This window comes from Cellulomonas sp. Leaf334 (assembly GCF_001424195.1).
In the GTDB taxonomy this organism is placed as follows: domain Bacteria; phylum Actinomycetota; class Actinomycetes; order Actinomycetales; family Cellulomonadaceae; genus Cellulomonas.
In genome coordinates, this window is the sequence record NZ_LMOO01000010.1 from 48,076 (window position 1) to 66,622 (window position 18,547).

The following is an 18,547-nucleotide window of genomic DNA, read 5'->3' on the forward strand; positions in this document are numbered from 1 at the left end:
GCCGATGGACGCCGCGCAGGACGCCACGTTCCAGGCGGCGCTGACCGCCGAGTACGCCGCGCTCGTGCGCACCGTCGCCGAGTTCGACGGCCGCCTGCTCACCGTCAAGAGCTGGTCGGTGACGTTGAGCCTGGCGGGCATCGGTCTCGGCTTCCAACAGCAGCACTACGCGCTCTTCGCGCTCGCCGCCGTGACCGGTGCGGCGTTCTGGCTGATCGAGGCCATGACGAAGCGCCACCAGGTGCGGTACTACCCCCGGATGCGCCAGATCGAAGCCTGGTCCGCCGCCTGGAGCGACCTGCGGCTCGGGGACGTCCCGGTCTCGGCGCCCCGCATCGACGCCGCGTGGACCGCCGCCGGGCGGGCCGATCCTGCGGCCGCTCTCGCCGCACCGCCACGGGAGATGGACAGTCGCGAGATCCGCCGGATGCGCCGGCAGGTCGCGTGGCTCCCCCACGTCTTCATGCCGAGCGCGTTCGCCGTCGTCCTGGGGCTGGTCCTCACGGTGCTCGCGGCGACCGGGGTCCTCGACCTCCCGCTGTGACGAGCCTCGCGCGCGGACCGGTCGGACGCCGACGGACCGGACCGTAGGCTGGACGACGTGAGCTCGACCCCCGCCCTCGACGCCGCCCCGTCGACCCTGGACCGGTTCCGCGACCGGTGGACCTGGACCGCCGTCGTCGCGAACCTCGTCGGGCAGGTCCTCATCATCGTCACCGGCGGCGCCGTGCGGCTCACGGGCTCCGGCCTGGGGTGCTCGACGTGGCCCGAGTGCGAGCCGGGCGAGTTCACTCCCCGCTTCCACGACGCGACGTCGATCCACCCCTTCATCGAGTTCGGCAACCGGACCGTCAGCGGCCTGCTCGTCGCCGTCGCCACGGTCGTCGCGGTGCTGGTGGTCCTCGACCGCCGCCGTCCGTGGTCGTACCGCCGCCTGGGGCTCGTCCCCGTGGTGGGTGTCCTGATCCAGGCCGTCATCGGCGGGATCACGGTCCTCGTGGACCTGCACCCCGCGATCGTCGGCGGCCACCTGCTCATCTCGATGGCCCTCGTCGCGTTCTCCACGTGGCTGGTCGTCCGCACGAGCGAGGGCGACGGCCCTGCGGTGCTGCTCGTGGATCGGACCACCCGGTCCCTCGTCCGCGTGCTCACCGCACTCACCGTCGTGGTCCTGGTGCTCGGGGTCGTCGTCACGGGCGCTGGACCCCACTCGGGCGACGAGGAGGTCGGCTACCGGTTCGCCGTCGACCCGTGGGCCATGTCGAAGCTGCACGCGGCCTCGGTCTGGGCCTTCACCGCCGTGCTCGTCGCCGTCCTCGCCCTCCTGCGCCGTCGCGGCGTCGCAGGTCGCCCCGAGGCGATGGGGTACACGCTGCTCGCCGTCACGCTCGCCCAGGGCGCCATCGGGTACCTACAGCTGTTCACCGGCCTGCCGATCGGCCTGGTCAACCTGCACATGCTCGGCGCTGCGGTCCTCGCGTCCACGGTCACGTTCTTCGTCGGGAGCCTGCGCACACGAGCCGTGGTGTAGCGAATCCTCCGGGTATGACCTGGTCGAGTGTCAGAGGTCTCTCCTAGCCTCGACCCATGGCAGACGCGATCACCGCAACGGGACTCGTCAAGCGATACAAGACCGTCACGGCCCTGGACGGGGTCGACCTGGCCGTCCCGACCGGCTCCGTGCTGGGCCTGCTCGGACCCAACGGCGCCGGCAAGACGACCATCGTCCGCATCCTCACCACCCTCCTGAAACCCGACGAGGGCTCCGCGACCGTCGCCGGGGTCGACGTCCTGGCCAAGCCGCGGGACGTGCGCCGGCGCATCGGCCTGTCCGGGCAGTACGCCGCTGTCGACGAGTACCTCACCGGCTTCGAGAACCTCGACATGATCGGTCGGCTGTACCACCTGGGGGTCAAGCGGTCCCGGGAGCGGGCACGTGAGCTGCTCGCGTCGTTCCGGCTCGAGGACGCCGCGGACCGGCCGTCCAAGACCTACTCCGGCGGGATGCGCCGCCGCCTCGACCTCGCGGGCGCACTCGTGGCGGACCCGCCGATCATCTTCCTCGACGAGCCCACCACCGGCCTGGACCCGCGGGGGCGCACCGAGATGTGGGAGGTGATCCAGGGTCTCGTCGCCGGCGGCACCACCCTCCTGCTGACCACCCAGTACCTGGAGGAGGCCGACCTGCTGGCCGACGACATCGTGGTCATCGACCACGGCAAGATCATCGCCCAGGGCACCGCTGACCAGCTCAAGACGCAGGTCGGCGGGGAGCGTCTGGAGCTCACCGTCCGGGACCCGGGCACGCTTCTCGCCGCCCGCGACCTGCTCGAACCGCTCGGGGTCGGCAAGCCGGCGCTGGACGAAGGGCGACGGACGCTGCTCATGCCGATCAGCGGGGGCGCGCAGGTGCTCACCGAGGCGCTGCGCGTCCTCGACGACGCGCAGATCGGCATCGACGACGTCGGGCTGCGCCGGCCGACCCTCGACGACGTGTTCCTGTCGTTGACCGGGCACGCGAGCGAGGAGGAGCCCGTGCCGCCGGACGCTCCCACCGGGGAGCCACCCCATCCCGGTCGGCACGCCGCCGCCGACAGCTCCTCGACCGGAGGTGCCTGATGGCCGCGCCCACCGTCTTCTCGGACTCCTACGTCGTCGCCAAGCGGAACATCATCAAGATCAAGCGCGTCCCCGACCTGCTGGTGTTCACCACGCTGTCGCCGATCATGTTCGTCCTGCTGTTCGCGTTCGTCTTCGGCGGCGCGATCGCGGTGCCGGGCGGGACCGACCCCGACGCCTACCGCGAGTTCCTCATGGCGGGGATCTTCGCGCAGACCGTCATCTTCGGCGCCACGATCACCGGCGCCGGCCTGGCCGAGGACATCAAGAAGGGGATCATCGACCGGTTCCGGTCACTGCCGATGGCCCCGTCGGCGGTCCTGACCGGCCGGACGGTCTCCGACGTGGCAAACAACATCCTGGTGCTCATCGTCATGTCGCTGACCGGGCTCCTGGTCGGCTGGGCCATCCACAGCTCGCCGGCCGAGGCAGCTCTCGGCTTCCTCCTGCTGCTGATCTTCGCCTACTCGGTCTCGTGGATCATGGCGTGGCTCGGCATGCTGGTGCCCAGCGTCGAGGTGTTCAACAACGCCACGTTCATCGTGATCTTTCCGCTGACGTTCGTGGCCAACACCTTCGTCCCTCTGGAGACGCTCCCGCCGGCATTGCAGACGTTCGCCGAATGGAACCCGGTCTCCGCCGTGACCCAGGCGTCCCGCGAGCTGTTCGGCAACATCCCCGAGGGGGTGCCCGCCCCGGACGTGTGGCCGCTGCAGAACCCCGTGCTCTACACGCTGATCTGGTCGGCGATCTTCATCATCGTGTTCGTCCCGCTGGCGAACTACCAGTACCGCCGCTCGACGAGCCGCTGACGACGGGTGCCGCCCTCTCCCGTCGGAGAGGGCGGTTCCGTCAGATGGGCTCCAGCGTCGACCAGCCTCGGGCACGCGCCGCCGCGGCGGCGAGCACGCCGGTGACCGCGCTCGGACTGTGCAGGTGTCCGGCCAGCACCGCGTCGACGGCGTCGTCGAGCGGCACCCACCGCGGCACCATGGTCGCTTCCTCGTCCGTCCGCGTGAAGCGGTCGGCATCGGCGACGGGCCGCAGGTCACGCGCCAGGAAGACGCGGATCCGCTCGTCCGAGCCGCCCGGCGTCGTGTAGAAGTCCACGAGGCGCCACCAGGAGCCGGCGACGAGGTCGGCCTCCTCGGCGAGCTCGCGCGCGGCCGCCAGGACCAGCTCCTCGTCCGGCACGTCCCGCAGGCCGGCGGGTGGCTCCCACAGGACGGAGCGCACCGGGTGCCGGTACTGCGAGAGCAGCAGCACGCGGTCGTCGTCGTCGAGCGCGATGACCGCGACGGCACCCGGGTGCGCGACGTACTCGCGGAGCACCTGCGTGTCGCCGAGATCCACCACGTCCCCGATGAGGTCGAAGATCCTGCCCGCGTGGATCACCTCGTGCGAGACGACCGGACGGACCGCCTCGACGTCGCGCAGCATCAGGACTCGTCGCCCCGCTGGGCCAGCGCGGCCTCGATCAGGCCGGCGAACAGCGGGTGCGCACGCGTGGGACGCGACTTGAACTCGGGGTGCGCCTGCGTGGCCACGTAGTACGGGTGCACGTCGCGCGGCAGCTCGACGAACTCCACGAGCGACGTGTCGGGCGAGACGCCCGAGATGACCAGGCCGGCCTCCTCGAGCTTGTCCCGGTAGGCGTTGTTCACCTCGTAGCGGTGCCGGTGGCGCTCGGAGACGCGGGTCGCGCCGTACGCCTCGGCGACGACCGACCCGGGCGTCAGGACCGCCTCGTAGGCACCCAGCCGCATGGTGCCGCCGAGGTCGCCGTCGCCGCCCACGATCGCGAGCTGCTCGGCCATCGTGGCGATGACCGGGTGCGCGGGGTCGGCGTCGAACTCGGACGACGACGCACCGTCGAGGCCGAGGAGCGTGCGCGAGTACTCGATCACCATGCACTGCAGCCCGAGGCAGATGCCGAGAGTCGGGACCAGGTTCTCGCGGGCCCACCGCAGCGCACCGAGCTTGCCCTCGATGCCGCGGACACCGAAGCCACCGGGCACCAGCACGGCGTCCACACCCTCGAGCGCGAGCCGCGCACCCTCGGGGGTCTGGCAGTCGTCGGAGGTCACCCAGCGGATGACGACCTTGGTGTCGTGGTGGAACCCGCCGGCGCGCAGTGCTTCTGTGACGGACAAATACGCGTCGGGCAGGTCGATGTACTTGCCGACGAGTGCGACCTCGACGCGGTGGGCGGGCTGGTGCACGCGGTGCAGCAGCTCGTCCCAGCCCTTCCAGACGACGTCGCGGAACGGGAGGCTGAGCCGCTGGACGACGTACGCGTCCAGACCCTCGGAGTGCAGCACGCGCGGGATGTCGTAGATGCTCGGGGCGTCCTTGGCGGTGACGACGCCCTCGACGTCCACGTCGCACATCAGCGCGATCTTGCGCTTGGTGGCCTCGGGGACGTCGCGGTCGGCGCGCAGGACGATCGCGTCCGGCTGGATGCCGATGCTGCGCAGGGCGGCGACGGAGTGCTGCGTCGGCTTCGTCTTGAGCTCGCCCGACGGGCCGATGTACGGCACCAGGGAGACGTGCAGGAAGAAGCAGTTGTCCCGCCCGAGGTCGTGCCGCACCTGGCGGGCAGCCTCGAGGAACGGCAGCGACTCGATGTCACCGACCGTCCCGCCGATCTCCGTGATGATCACGTCGATGTCCTCGTGCGCCTGCTGGCGCATGCGGGTCTTGATCTCGTCGGTGATGTGCGGGATCACCTGGACGGTGTCGCCCAGGTACTCGCCGCGACGTTCCTTCGCGATGACCTGCGAGTAGACCTGACCGGTCGTCACGTTGGCCGAGCCCACGAGGTCCACGTCGAGGAATCGCTCGTAGTGGCCGACGTCCAGGTCCGTCTCGGCACCGTCCTCGGTGACGAAGACCTCACCGTGCTGGAACGGGTTCATGGTGCCCGGGTCCACGTTCAGGTACGGGTCGAGCTTCTGCATCGTGACGCGGAGGCCACGGGAGCGAAGGAGTCGGCCGAGGCTGCTCGCCGTCAGACCCTTGCCGAGGGAGGAGGCGACACCCCCGGTGACGAAGATGTGCCGGGTCGTGGATTCCGACCGCCCGGAGAGTCGATGCGCGCGCTCTGTCACGGGATTCCAACCTACCCGACGAACGCCGGAAGCCGGAGTGCCGGACGGGGTGAGTCCGGACACGTCGCCCGTCAGGACAGCGGCGCACCGGGGTTCGCAGGATCCGTGACGGGCACCTGCTCCGGAGGCCGCGGCTGCGCCTCGATGGTCCGGAAGTCCCGCACCGTGGCGCGGTCACCGGCGAGCACCGCGCCCGCGACGACGAACGCCGCGATGACGGCGCCACCCGCTGCTGCGCCGACCGCGGTGACCGGGCCGTGACCGGCGAGCTCCGCGACGGCGTCGACGACCCACCGTCCGGCGAGCGCGGCCACGCCGGCGCCGAGGACGAGCACGACCGCCGAGCGGACGAGGCCTCGGGTGGCGGGACGCCCCGCGGCGCGACGCAGCAGGACCACGGCGAGGAGGCCGCCGAGGAGCATGCCGAGGGAGCCTGCCTGCGCGAGCGCCAGGAGGGTTGCTGCGGGGTCGTCGCCCGCCGGTGCGAGCACGGCCGCGAGCACCGGCGTCGCGACGACGACGGAGCCCCAGCCCACGACGTTGGCGGTGATCGCCGACCGTCCGCGCTCGAGCGCGTACAGCGCGCGGGACGCGTGGAACATCAGCGCGAACCCCAGCAGCCCGGGGGCCATCCAGGTGATCGCGGTGGTCATCGCGTCCAGGGCCGGACCACCGCCCGTGAGGACGGCGAAGATGTCGGTGACGGCCGGTGCGACCGCCACCAGCACGGCCGCACCCAGAGCCGCCGCCGCCAGGACGGCACGCAGGGTGCCGGACGCCATCCGGGCGAACGCGTCGTGCTCCCCGGACGCAGCCCGCTGGGCGAGGCGGGGGAACGTCGACGTGGCCAGCGGGACGACGAGCACGGCGTACGGCAGGAGGTACACCTGCTGCGACCAGAGGTAGACCGACCACGTGCCGACGCTGCCGCGTTCGCTGGCCACCCACAGCGCGACCAGCACCGAGAGCTGCTGCGCCACGAGCGAGCCGACGCCGGCGAACGCCAGCGCAGCCAGCCGCCTGCCCACCCCGGGCGGGAACCGCAGCGTCGGCCGGATCCGCACGCCGAGCCGGTGGACCGGCACGAACATCGGGAAGCACATCGCCGCGACGCCGAGCGTGGTCCCCCACCCCAGGACGGCGAGCGCACCGTCCGTGACGGCGGCGGGATCGTCGAGCTCACCGTCGGACAGCACCGCGTAGACCAGGTACGTGGTGATCACGACCACCGACGAGAGCACGGGGGCGAACGCCGGCCAGAAGAACTTCTTGTGCGCCTGCAGCACCGCGTACAGCAGCACCGCGACGCCGTACATCGGGACCTGGACGGCGAACACGGCGATGAAGAACTGCAGGAGCCCGCGCTCGGCGTCGTCGAGCTTCGGCCACACCGACGCGATCAGCCCGCTGGCGGCCGCGAGCGCCGCGCCGAGCGGGACCAGGACCAGCAGCGTCCAGCCGAACGTCGCCGACGTGATCGCGTCGACGTCCTTGCGCAGTGCACGGGACACCGGCAGCGCCAGCACCGGGATGAGCGCACCGGCGAGCGCGCCGCCGGCCGCGACCTCGAACAGGACGTTGGGCAGCGTGTTCGCGGCGTTGTAGACCCCGCCGATGCTCCCCTCGCCGAACGCGAGCGCCTGGACGAGGTACCGGCCGAACCCGAGGACGCGGCTCAGGACCGTCACGGCCGCGATCATGACCGCGGCGCCACCGAGCCCGGCGAGCAGGCGCCGTGCTGCGGGGCTCACGCGGACCGGTCCACCGGCGCGTCGACGGGCCGCCGACCCCAGCTGTCGACCTCGCGCAGCACGGGGGTGCGCTCGATCACGCGCGTGAAGCTGACCTTCTCGCTCGCGACGGTCAGCGCGACGACCACGCCGAGCGCTGCCAGCCGGACGGGTCGGGGGGCGCTCAGCACCACCGCCGCGCCCAGGGTCGCGCCGAGCGCGTTGGCGCCGCCGTCGCCGAGCATGTCGGCCTCCGCCAGGTCCTGGTCCATCGCGGCACCCACGACGCCGAGCACGGCAGCTCCGGCACCGGCACCGTCACCCGCGCCCAGACCGAGCGGGGCCGCGACGAGCGTCGCTGCCTTGAGGGCGCGACCGGGCCGCAGGTCGAGGAGGTTCAGCAGGTTGGCGCTCGACGCGACGAGCGCACCCGACGCGGCGACGTCGGCCAGCCAACCGACCGTCGGACGACGGGTGCCGTCGGCCCGGTGCAGGGGCGTCGCGGCGGCGGCGGCGACGAGCGCGCCGGCACCTATGCCCAGCACCTTCAGGCCACCCGTGGTGAGCTCCCCGCGCGCGAGCGCGCCGAGGTGACCGCGCAGCCCCTTGCGTCGCGTCGTGGTGTCCTCGCCGAGGTCGTCCACCAGACCGAAGGCAGCACCCGACGCGGTCGCGACGCTGAGCGCCACGGCTCCCCGTGTCGAGGGTGCGCCGACCAGGCCGCCCGCGAGCAGACCCGCGGCGACGGCCGGTCCCTCCAAGAGGCTGATCGGCTCGCCCCGGTGGTTCGTGCGGGTCCAGCGCGCCTGGCCACCCGGCGCCTGGGCGTCCAGGACGCCACGCACGGCCGCGGTCACCGCGCTCGCGACGACACCCGTGAGGATGCGCCGCGGCAGGCCGACGGTCACCCCTCGGTCCCGGCGGTCGCCCCCGTGCCCTCGGGAACCCGCGGCGTCCGGTCGACCGGGGGCAGCTCCACGGCCGCGGGCAGCGGCGTCTCGTCCTCACCGAAGCCGTAGTGGCCGTTGGTCCCCGCGATCCGGCCTGCGAGGGCGAGCGGCACGTTGACCTGCCCGGTGACCACGGCGGTGCCCGAGACGGTCGTCACGGTCGCCGCCAGCTCCTGGTCGGCGAGCACCGCGTCGGTGAGGCTGCCCTCGCCGCGCGGGCCGTCGGCCAGCACCGCGCCCGACGACAGCTCCTGGGCGGCGCTCAGCACGGCGAGCTGCGCCGCGACGGACTCGGCGGGCACCGCGGTGGGTGTCGCGTCCTCCGCGACCGGCTCGAGCGGCACACCGAGGACGACGATCGCGTCGGCGGGCACGGTGACCTGGTCCGCGACCGTCACCAGCGGGCTGTCGCTCTCGCCCGACGACAGGAGCTGCAGCAGCACGGACGCGTCGTCGGACAGCACGTCCGGGTTGCTCGGGTCCGACGTGACGAGCGCCTGCACGAGGGCGGAGGCCAGCTCCTCCTCCACGCCGGCGTCGTCGGCCGGGACCGGGTCGAGGTACGTGAGCAGCTGACCGACCAGGGCCTGCCGGAAGGTCCGCGCGTCCGGGTCTCCCCACGTCTCGGTCAAGGTCACGTGCGCGGTGACGCTCGCACCGGACTGGGCGAGCCGCTCGTCGATCGCGGTCCGGATCGCCTCGTCGACCTCACCGAGCGCGATCACGGCCACGCGGCGGTCGGCGAGCGAGCCGTCGAGCAGCTGCGGACCCGCGGCGTCGATGTACGTCTCGGCGTCCTGGAGCGCGCCGGTGGTCGTGTCGAGCTCGGCACGCAGGGCGTCCTTCTCCCCGCGCAGCTGCTCGACCTGGCCGGTGAGCGTGTCCCCGATCGTCTCCTTGAGAGGTCCGGCGCCGAGCGCGATTCCGACGGCGAGCGCGAGGAAGACCGAGATGAGCGAGACGATGTGGTACCGGAAGTCGATCACAGTGCGAGGTCTCCGTCGAGTACGTCACCGGCGGGGACCGGGACCAGGTGCAGGGTGAGGGCAGCGACCGGGGTCATCCGAACAGACCGCCGATCCACGACGTGATGTCGTCGATGCGGGCGCCCGAGAGGCCGATCAGGGTCTGACCCGCCGCGGTCGACGCGAGCGCCACGCCGAGGGCGAGGAGTCCGGCGAGGACCAGGAGCGTGAGCTGGACGTTCGAGATCCGGTTCCGGTAGAGCCGCGAGACACCCTTCGCGTCGACGAGCTTGCTGCCGACCCGCAGCCGCGTGAGGAAGGTGCTCGCCATGCCGGAGCGGCCCTTGTCGAGGAACTCCACGAGCGTGGCGTGCGTGCCGACGGCGACGATGAGCTCCGCGCCCTTGTCGTCGGCGAGGAGCATGGCGACGTCCTCGCTCGTGCCGGTCGCCGGGAACACGACGTGCTTGACGTCGAGCTGTTCGACGCGGGCGAGCCCGGGCGCACGGCCGTCGCGGTAGGCGTGCACGACGACCTCCGCGCCGCACATCAGGGCGCGGTCGGAGACGGAGTCCATGTCGCCGACGATGAGGTCGGGCTTCCACCCGGCGTCGAGGATCGCGTCCGCTCCCCCGTCGACCCCGATGAGCACCGGCCGGTACTCACGGATGTACGGACGGAGCGTGACGAGGTCTTCCTTGTAGTGGTAGCCGCGCACGACGATGAGGACGTGCCGACCGTCGATCACGGTCGAGATGTCCGGCACACCGATCCCGTCGAGGAGCAGGTCCCGCTCGCGGCGCAGGTAGTCCATGGTGTTCGCCGCGAAGGACTCGAGCTGCACGGAGAGGCCGGCGCGGGCCTCCTCCATCGCCGCCGCCACGCTCGCCTCGGTCTGCAGCACACCCTCGGCGACGAGGGTGTCCCCGTCGTACACCGCGGCGTCGACGATCCGGAGCCGGTGCCCCTCGGTGACGGCCATGACGTCGGCCCCGAGGTCGTCGATCAGCGGGATGCCCGCCTCGACGAGGATCTCCGGGCCGAGGTTCGGGTACCGGCCCGACGTGGAGCGCGCCGCGTTGAGCACGACCGAGGGCTGGCATGCCACGAGCGCCTCGGCGGAGACCCGGTCGAGGTCGAGGTGGTCGATGACCGCGATGTCACCGGGCCGCAGACGCTTGGTCAGCGCCTTGGTCCGAGGGTCGACACGTGCCGGGCCGGCGGCGACGCCGGCTTCGGGCATGGCGGTGCGCTTGCGCAGGGAGGCTCTCATCGCCGCTCATCGTCCCACGGACGAGAGCTCGAGCAGTTCTGCAGCGTGCGTCCGCGCGGCGTCGGAGTCCTCCTGACCCGACAGCATGCGGGCGAGCTCGCGCACACGCTCGTCGCGCGTGACCAAACGCACGTCCGACTCGGTGACCACGTCGACCCCGTCGGCGGTCGACTTGGTCACCACGAGGTGGTGGTCGGCGAACGCCGCGACCTGCGCGAGGTGGGTCACGACGAGCACCTGGCTGCCCTGCGCGAGGGCCGAGAGCCTGCGGCCGACCTGGATCGCCGCCCGGCCACCGACACCCGCGTCGACCTCGTCGAAGACGAACGTGCCCGGCCGCGTGGCCCCGGGGGCCGTCGCGAGCGCGACCTCGATCGCGAGCATCACGCGGGACAGCTCACCCCCCGACGCACCCTTGCCGAGCGGTCGTGCGGGCGCCCCGGCGTGCGGGACGAGGAGCATCTCGACCCGGTCGGCGCCGTGCGGTCCGGGCTCGTCCGCGGGGTCGACGGTGACCCGCAGCTCGGCGCCGCCCATCGCGAGGCCGGAGAGCTCCTCGGAGACGACGGCGGAGAGCCGCTCGGCCCCGCCGCGCCGGCCTGCCGACAGTCCCTCCGCCAGCGTGCCCAGCTCGTCGTCGAGCCGACCGCGCGCCTCGCGCAGCTCTGCGATCCGTTCGTCCCCACCGTCGAGGTCGAGAAGGCGACGACCGGCGGTGTCCGCCCAGGCCAGCACCTCGTCCACGGTACTGCCGTAGCTGCGCGTCAGGCCGCCGAGCTCGGCCCGGCGGCGCTGGGCGGCGTCGAGGCGGAGCGGGTCCGCCTGCAGGTCCTCCAGGTACGCGGCCAGGTCCGTGGACACGTCCGCGAGCAGGTACCCGGCCTCGGCGATCCGCGTGGCCAGCGCGGCGAGCGCGGGGTCGTGGGTGCCCTCGTGCTCGAGCAGCCGGCGCGCGAGCTCGATCGTGCCGACCGCCGCGGCGCCCTCGTCGGCCCCGTCCTCCCCGACGAGCGCGGCGTGCGCGCCCGCCGCGGCCGTCCGGAGGTCCTCCGCGTGCGAGAGCCGGTCGACCTCCTCGGCGAGCGTGACGTCCTCCGCGGGCTGCGGGTCGACCCGCTCCACCTCGGCGAGCCCCAGTCGCAGGAGCTCGGCCTCGCGCGTCCGGTCCCGCGCCTGGTCGACGAGCTCGGTGAGCTCCGCGTCCACGCGTGCACGTTCCGCCCAGGCGGCGCGGTACCGGGCGAGGAGCTCGTGGTGTGCGGCCCCGACGAACTCGTCGAGCGCCTCCCGCTGCACGGCCGGCGACCGCAGCCGCGCCTGGTCGGCCTGTCCGTGCACGGTGACCAGCTCGTCGGCGAGCTCGGCGAGCATCCCCTGCGGCACCGACCGTCCGCCCACGTACGCCCGGGAGCGACCGGTCACGCCGTCGGTGCCGGCGCCGACGGTGCGCAGGATCACCAGGCTCCCGTCGTCGTCCAGCTCGGCACCCGCCTCCGCCGCCCGCTCGAGCGCAGCGCCGCCCGCGTCGAGCACGACACGACCCTCGACCGCCGCCGATGCCGACCCGACACGCACGGTCGCGGGGTCGGCCTTGCCGCCGAGCAGCAGGTTGAGCGCCGTGAGCACCATCGTCTTGCCGGCGCCCGTCTCACCCGTCAGGACGGTCAGACCCGGCCCGAGCTCGACGTGCGCCCGGCCGATGACGCCGAGGTTGTCGATGCGGATCTCCTCGATCATGCCGTCACCTCCGGGGGCGCAGGTCGTGCCGTCGGCCGTGGTGCGCTCGGGCGGCCGCGCCACCCGTCGACCGGGAGCCCGAACTTGTTCACCAGGCGCGTCGTGAACGGCGCCGGCGTCAGCCGTGCGAGGCGCACCGGGATGTCGCTTCGTGTGACCTCCACCCGTGACCCCGGGGGCACCTCGAGGCGTCGGCGTCCGTCGAGCGTCACCAGGCCTGCTGCCGGCGAGCGTTCGAGCACCTCGATCGCGAGCCTGCTGCGAGGCCCGACGACCAGGGGTCGCGCGAACAGGGCGTGCGCCGAGATCGGCACGAGGATCATCCCGTCCACGTCCGGCCAGACCACGGGACCACCGGCGGAGAACGCGTGCGCCGTCGAGCCCGTGGCGGTGGCCGCGACGACCCCGTCGCAGCCGAACGACGACAGCGGGTGGCCGTCGACCTCGAGCAGCACCTCGAGCATGCGCGACCGTTCGACCTTCTCCAGGGCGGCCTCGTTCAGCGCCCACCCGGTGCCGCTGCTCCCGTCCGGGCGGATGACCCGCACGTCCAGGGTGCCGCGCTCCTCGATGTCGAACTCGCCCGCGGTCAGGCGACGGACGGCCTCGCCGACGTCCTCCCGCTCGCTCTCGGCGAGGAACCCGACGTGCCCGAGGTTCACCCCGAGCAAGGGCACGGTGGTCCCGCGCGTGAGCTCGGCCGCGCGCAGGATCGTCCCGTCGCCACCGAGCACGATGGCGAGCTCGAACGTCGGCAGGTCGGCTGCGTCGGCGTCCTCCGCGGCCAGGACCGCCTCGACACCGGCGCGTTCCAGCTCCCGGACTGCCTCGTGGGTGGCCGACACGGCCTCCTCACGGCCACCGTGGGTGACGACCAGGGCACGACGGCTCACGTGGCCACCTCTCCGTCCGCGAGCACGGCGTCGCGGATGCGATCGACGGGCACCTGTACCGGACCGGCGTCGTCGGGCCGGGCCAGCCACAGGAAGAACTCGACGTTCCCGCTCGGTCCGGGCAGCGGGCTCCGGACCACCGCGCGCACCGCGAGTCCGAGCTCGGCGGCAGCGCGGGCGACACCGACCACCGCGTCCACCCACAGCCCGGGCAGGCGGACGACCCCGCCGGACCCGAGACGGTCGCGCCCGACCTCGAACTGGGGCTTCACCATCAGCAGCAGGTCCGCGTCGGGGCGGGCCACGGCGACGAGCGCGGGGAGCACGAGCGTCAACGAGATGAACGAGAGGTCCGCGACCACGAGGTCCGGTGCCGGGGTGACGTCGCCCGTGGTGAGCGTCCGGACGTTGACACCCTCCCGGACCTCGACCCGCGGGTCCTGGCGCAGCGCGTCGACCAGCTGGTCGTGCCCGACGTCGACCGCGACCACCCGCGCCGCGCCACGGCGCAGCAGCACGTCGGTGAAGCCCCCGGTGCTCGCACCCGCGTCGAGGCAGTGCCTCCCGGCCACGACCGGACCGTCCGCGCCGAGCGTGTCGAGAGCACCCGCCAGCTTGAACCCGGCGCGTGAGGCATACCCGGGGTCTGCTTCGTCGGCCCGGACGACGACCTGCCGCTCGTCCGTGACCTGCACGGCGCTGCGGTCCGCTGCGGAGCCGTCGACGGTCACCCGGCCGGCGGCAATCAGCTCACCGGCGTGCCGGCGCGACCGGGCCAGACCGCGACGCACCAGCTCCGTGTCGAGGCGTGTGGTCACCGCGGGTCAGCCCTCCGCGTCCGCGAGCCGGTCCTGGAGCGCGCCGTGGACCGCGTCGAACACCGCGACATGGTCACGCAGCGGCTGGTCCTCGAGCCCGGTCAGTGCCGACAGCGCCTGGTCGACGGCGTCGTCCGACGTCGAGGTGAAGTCCGTCTCGCTCACTGCGCCGCCTCCCGACGTGGTCGTGTGCCCGTACGGTCCGCGGAACGCTGACCGACGGACCCGATGGGCACTGACGCGCCACGGGACGCGCCCACGCTACCTGGCGCAGCCCACAACGCCCTGCCGCCACACACAGCCTGGTCCTCCGGCCGCCGAGGTCAGTCCTGGACGAGCGCCGTCGCCAGCTCCGGGACGGTCGTCGGGTCGAGCTCCGCACCGCCGTCGACCGCGGCCCACGCCGCCGCGCACGCAGCCCGCACGACATCGATCTCGTCCTCGACGGTCGACGGCGTCCCGCGACCGAGCTCGAGCCGGCTGTCGAGCACGCGGGCCGACGCACCGCGAACGGTCCACCAGCCCTCGGCGGACTGCTGCGGCTCCGGGTGCGCGACCAGCAACGACCGCAGGTCGGCGCCGATCAGGTGCGGACGCTCCCCCGGCACGGCCAGCACGTCGTCGCGCGCCGAGCTCACACCCGTCAGCACGTGCAGGCCGATGTACCCGCCCGCCCGTGCGCCCGCGAGGTCCGTGTCGAGACGATCACCGATGACGAGCGTCTCCCGTGCCCCGACCCGCTCCACGGCCATGTCGTACATGGTGGGCGCCGGCTTTCCCGCGCTGTCCGGCGTCACGCCGGTCGCCGCCCGCACCGCGCCGACCAGCGAGCCGTTCCCCGGCGCGAACCCGCGCGCCGTCGGCAGGCTCAGGTCGAGGTTCGACGCCACGTGCCACGCACCGCGTCCGACGGCATAGGCCGCCTCCGCCAGCTGCGGCCAGCCCACCTCCGGCGCGAACCCCTGCGCGACCGCCGCGGGATCGTCGTCCGCGGACTCCACGACCACGTACCCCGCCGCCCGCACAGCCGTGACCAGTCCGGCCCCGCCGACGACCAGCACCTTCGACCCGCGCGGCAGCCGTGTCGCCAGCAGCTGCGCGGCCGCCTGGGCGGCCGTCATGACCTCCGACGGCTCCGCCGCGATGCCCAGCTCCGTGAGCTGGTCCGCGACGGACTCCGGCTCACGCGACGCGTTGTTGGTGACGAACACCAACCGCATGCCACGCACGCGCGCCGCCGTCAGCCCCTCGGCTGCGCCGTCGATCGGCTCGTGGCCACGGTAGGCCACCCCGTCGAGGTCGACGAGCGCGAGGTCGAACCGGTCTGCGAGCGGCGTCTGCGAACCGACGAGACCGCCCGTCACCGACCGCCCTCCGCCTCGTCCGTACCCGGCCCGGCCTGGTCGCGCGCCGCGTCGGGATCGGCGTCGTCCACCACGTCGGCACGTGCGTCTGTTCCGTCCGGACTGCCGCCGCCGTCCGAGCCGCCCACACCGTCCCCATCAGGTGCGTTCTCGGCGTCGTCCGCGGCCGTGACACCGCCTGCTTCAGCGGACACGTCGTCGACGTCGACTGCCGAGTCGGCCGCATCATGGGCCTCAGCACCGGCGTCGACATCGTGTTCTGCGTCGTCATCGGACTCGTCGTCGTCAGAGTCGTTCGCGCCCTCCGCCTCGGGCACGTCGTCGTACTCACCATCGGCGTCGAACTCGCTCAGGTCGAACGAGACGACCTCGTCCTCCAGCTCGACATCACCGGCGGCCTCGTCGAGCTGGTCCTGGGTGTAGGGCGCGAGCTCCGCGACTGCCTCGTCCGTCCGACCGGCCGCCTCCAGTGCGGCGGCCCGTGCCTGAGCCACGCGGATCGAGACGACACCGGTCCCCGCACGCACGGCCGGCGTCGAGAGCGCGGCCACGGCAGCGTCGGCCTGACCGAGGTCCAGGCGTGCGCCACTGACGACCATCGCGAGCTCGATCTTCGCCTCCGCGTCGAGGGTCTCGGCCTCCGGCTCCTGAGCCAGCGCGAGCGCCCGCTCGGGGCGGCCGAGGCCGCGTTCGCAGTCGGCCATGATCGCCAGGTGCTCCGACGAGCCGTTCAGCCGTCGCACCGTGCGCAGCTCCCGCAGCGCCTCGGCGTAGCGGCCCGTGCGGTACGCCGCGAGACCGGCCGCCTCCCGCACGACGTCGACGCGCCCCGCACGCCGAACTGCCGCCTGTGCGTGCTCGTACGCGAGCTCGGGCTGGGCGTCAAGGAGCCGGCCCACCATCACGAGGTGGCGGCCGACGCCGTCCGCGTTGTCCTTGCTCAAGGTGCGCAGGCGCCCACGGACGGAGCGGTCGAGGTCGCTGAACACGACCTCGTCCGGGATCTCGGGCGCGACGACGCGCTCCTCCTGCGGAGGACGCGTCAGCCGACGGTCGGCATCCTCCCGACGGTCCTCGCCGTGCGCGTGGCCCCGGCTCGAGCCGGACCGGTCGTCCCGACCGGACCCGCCGGAGGGCGGGCGACGATCACCCGTCGCCGGACGATCGGCCCGGTTGCCACCGGCCGCGGGACGGGAGTAGCTGCCTCGCTCGCCCGCGGGCCGAGCGGCTCGATCTGCGGACGGCGGACGCTGACCGCTCGACGACGGCCGGTCGCTCGGCGGACGCCGGTCGGTCGAGCTGCGCTCACCGGCGGAGCGACCACCCTGGCCCGACCGGTCGCCGGAGGACCGACGGTCATCGTCGGTCGTACGGCCGCCACCTGCGCGGTCGCCGCCAGAGGATCGGTCGGCACCACGGCTGCGGTCGCCGCCCCCAGCGGGGCGGTCACCATACGTAGGACGATCCGCACCACGGCTGCGGTCACCAGAAGAAGGACGCGCGCCGCGGTCGCCGCCGTACGCGGGGCGATCTCCGTAGCCGGAGCGCTGGCCACCGGACCGGTCGCCAGACGACGGCCGGTCAGACGACGGACGGCCGGCGCCGGACGGACGGTCGCCGGACGACCACCTGTCACCCGTGGGCCGGTCGCCGTACCCGGGACGCGAGCTCCCGGAGCGGTCGCCGTAGGACGGACGGTCGCCGGACGGACGACCCGACCGATCGCCGTAGCTCGGCCGGTCACCCCCGGCCGAACGGCTGCCGTAGGACGGACGATCGCCGCCACCCGACCGGCCTCCGGTCGACGGGCGGTCTCCGCCCGAGGGACGGTCGCCATAGCCGGCGCGCTCTCCACCTGACCGGGCACCGTACGAGGGACGGTCACCGCGTCCTCGGTCTCCCCCTCCCGGCCGGTCGCCGTAAGAGGGGCGGCGTGCCGTCGACGGACGGCCGCTGCCGGATCGGTCACCGTAGGACGGACGGCCACCGCCCGGGGCGCCGCGATCGCCAGCAGCACCAGACCGTTCGCCGTACGACGGCCGATCACCGGAACCACGACTGCCGTAGGACGGACGGTCTCCGCCCCCGGAGCGGTTTCCACTCGGGCGACCGCCGTACGACGGGCGATCTCCTCCGGGGCGGTCACCGTACTGGGGACGGTCGCCGCGCCCACGGTCACCCGATGCGCCACGGTCGCCGTACGAGGGACGGCCACCCGCATCCCGCCCGCCGGACGAGCGATCGTTGGAAGGACGGTTCCCGTACGACGGGCGGGACCGGTCACCGTAAGAGGGACGGTCAGCACCACGGCCCTGATCGCGACCGTCCGTGCGGTCGCCGTACGACGGGCGCCCGGTCGATCTTCCCCGGTCCCCGCCCTGGCGGTCACCGGAGGACGGACGCTCGCCGCCACCGCTGCGGGTCCCGGAACTGCCGCGGTCACCGTACGAGGGACGGTCGCCGCGTCCGTAGGCGGGTCGGTCACCGCCGGACCTGGTGCCGTACGACGGTCGGTCGCCACCGGACGAGGATCTGTCCGCGCCGCGCGAGTCACCAGCGCGGCCGGCGGACGAGGGACGGAAGCCACGATCGTCGCCGGGCGGACGCCCGCCGGACGACGGACGGTAGCCCCGCTCGCTTCCGGAGCTGTACGACGAACCGCCTGACCGCGGCCGTCCGCTACCTCCGGCAGACGCACCTCGGGGTGCTCCGCCACCGCCTCGCGAGTCACGTGCCGAGCTGTTGTTGCCGTCGGGTCGGCCTCGGTCCGCCCCACCCGACCGGCCGCGGCCGTCGGGTGTGCTCCCGGCACGATTCTCGCTGTTCATCTGTGTGCTCTCCTCGTCGCGATCGACCGCCCCATCGTCTCATCCCCGGCTCCGGGTGCCGGTCGGCAACCAGCGGGCCGCACCGACGACGCGGAACGGGGACGACACTGCGGTGATTCCTGGTGATCAATACGCCCGACGTTGCGCGCACAAAGCTGCTGGGGAAACAGAAAGAGCCACCCCCGTAGGGGTGGCTCTTCCTGAATGATGTCCGGCGGCGTCCTACTCTCCCACACCCTGGCGAGTGCAGTACCATCGGC

At 73.2% G+C, this 18,547-nt stretch carries 16 protein-coding genes; 4 read left to right on the plus strand and 12 right to left on the minus strand.

Features of this window, described 5'->3' with window-relative positions:
- The first annotated feature begins 4 nt into the window (after nt 1-4).
- From ASF78_RS21230 to ASF78_RS21245, 4 genes are read left to right on the plus strand one after another with little or no spacing between them, the layout of a single operon-like run.
- Nucleotides 5-544, plus strand: a complete 540-nt coding sequence (locus ASF78_RS21230; RefSeq protein WP_056594496.1) for a hypothetical protein — start codon at nt 5-7, stop codon at nt 542-544.
- Between the two features lie 57 nt (nt 545-601).
- Nucleotides 602-1,531: a heme A synthase gene (locus ASF78_RS21235; protein WP_056594497.1), complete on the plus strand. Its 930-nt coding sequence runs from the start codon at nt 602-604 to the stop codon at nt 1,529-1,531.
- A 56-nt stretch (nt 1,532-1,587) separates the two neighbouring features.
- Entirely contained in the window at nt 1,588-2,619 is a 1,032-nt protein-coding gene (locus tag ASF78_RS21240) for an ATP-binding cassette domain-containing protein (protein WP_056594498.1), read from the plus strand.
- Entirely contained in the window at nt 2,619-3,431 is an 813-nt protein-coding gene (locus tag ASF78_RS21245) for an ABC transporter permease (protein WP_056594500.1), read from the plus strand. The genes ASF78_RS21240 and ASF78_RS21245 overlap by 1 nt, the downstream gene beginning before the upstream one ends.
- Nucleotides 3,432-3,471: 40 nt before the next feature.
- Here the strand turns inward: ASF78_RS21245 and ASF78_RS21250 are convergent, their stop codons facing one another.
- The 12 genes from ASF78_RS21250 to ASF78_RS21300 all read right to left on the minus strand — a co-directional run bounded on the left by ASF78_RS21250 (nt 3,472) and on the right by ASF78_RS21300 (nt 16,448).
- Nucleotides 3,472-4,059 carry an NUDIX domain-containing protein gene (locus tag ASF78_RS21250; RefSeq protein WP_056594505.1) on the minus strand — a complete coding sequence of 196 codons (588 nt, stop codon included), beginning with the start codon at nt 4,057-4,059 and terminating at the stop codon, nt 3,472-3,474.
- Complete coding sequence (locus tag ASF78_RS21255; protein WP_056594507.1) at nt 4,059-5,729, minus strand: CTP synthase; 1,671 nt, start codon at nt 5,727-5,729, stop codon at nt 4,059-4,061. The genes ASF78_RS21250 and ASF78_RS21255 overlap by 1 nt, the downstream gene beginning before the upstream one ends.
- A 71-nt stretch (nt 5,730-5,800) precedes the next feature.
- Nucleotides 5,801-7,480 (minus strand): murein biosynthesis integral membrane protein MurJ, encoded by a 1,680-nt coding sequence (gene murJ / locus ASF78_RS21260; protein WP_056594510.1) that lies wholly within the window; start codon nt 7,478-7,480, stop codon nt 5,801-5,803.
- On the minus strand, nt 7,477-8,367 hold the full coding sequence (locus ASF78_RS21265) for a hypothetical protein (protein WP_056594513.1): 891 nt from the start codon (nt 8,365-8,367) through the stop codon (nt 7,477-7,479). Before ASF78_RS21265 ends, murJ begins: the two co-directional genes overlap by 4 nt.
- On the minus strand, nt 8,364-9,395 hold the full coding sequence (locus ASF78_RS21270; RefSeq protein WP_056594515.1) for a copper transporter: 1,032 nt from the start codon (nt 9,393-9,395) through the stop codon (nt 8,364-8,366). Before ASF78_RS21270 ends, ASF78_RS21265 begins: the two co-directional genes overlap by 4 nt.
- 73 nt (nt 9,396-9,468) lie before the next feature.
- Nucleotides 9,469-10,647: a putative cytokinetic ring protein SteA gene (gene steA / locus ASF78_RS21275; RefSeq protein WP_056594518.1), complete on the minus strand. Its 1,179-nt coding sequence runs from the start codon at nt 10,645-10,647 to the stop codon at nt 9,469-9,471.
- 6 nt (nt 10,648-10,653) lie between these two features.
- Nucleotides 10,654-12,384, minus strand: coding sequence for a DNA repair protein RecN (recN, locus tag ASF78_RS21280; protein ID WP_056594551.1), 1,731 nt, complete (start codon nt 12,382-12,384; stop codon nt 10,654-10,656).
- Nucleotides 12,381-13,277, minus strand: a complete 897-nt coding sequence (locus tag ASF78_RS21285; protein WP_056594520.1) for an NAD kinase — start codon at nt 13,275-13,277, stop codon at nt 12,381-12,383. Before ASF78_RS21285 ends, recN begins: the two co-directional genes overlap by 4 nt.
- A complete protein-coding gene (locus ASF78_RS21290) occupies nt 13,274-14,095 on the minus strand; it encodes a TlyA family RNA methyltransferase (RefSeq protein WP_056594522.1) in 822 nt (273 codons plus the stop codon). Before ASF78_RS21290 ends, ASF78_RS21285 begins: the two co-directional genes overlap by 4 nt.
- Before the next feature lie 6 nt (nt 14,096-14,101).
- A complete protein-coding gene (locus tag ASF78_RS22885; RefSeq protein ID WP_200940690.1) occupies nt 14,102-14,260 on the minus strand; it encodes a hypothetical protein in 159 nt (52 codons plus the stop codon).
- 158 nt (nt 14,261-14,418) lie between these two features.
- Nucleotides 14,419-15,459, minus strand: coding sequence for an HAD-IIA family hydrolase (locus ASF78_RS21295; RefSeq protein ID WP_056594525.1), 1,041 nt, complete (start codon nt 15,457-15,459; stop codon nt 14,419-14,421).
- Nucleotides 15,456-16,448 carry a hypothetical protein gene (locus tag ASF78_RS21300; RefSeq protein WP_082495292.1) on the minus strand — a complete coding sequence of 331 codons (993 nt, stop codon included), beginning with the start codon at nt 16,446-16,448 and terminating at the stop codon, nt 15,456-15,458. Before ASF78_RS21300 ends, ASF78_RS21295 begins: the two co-directional genes overlap by 4 nt.
- Nucleotides 16,449-18,547 lie beyond the last annotated feature (2,099 nt).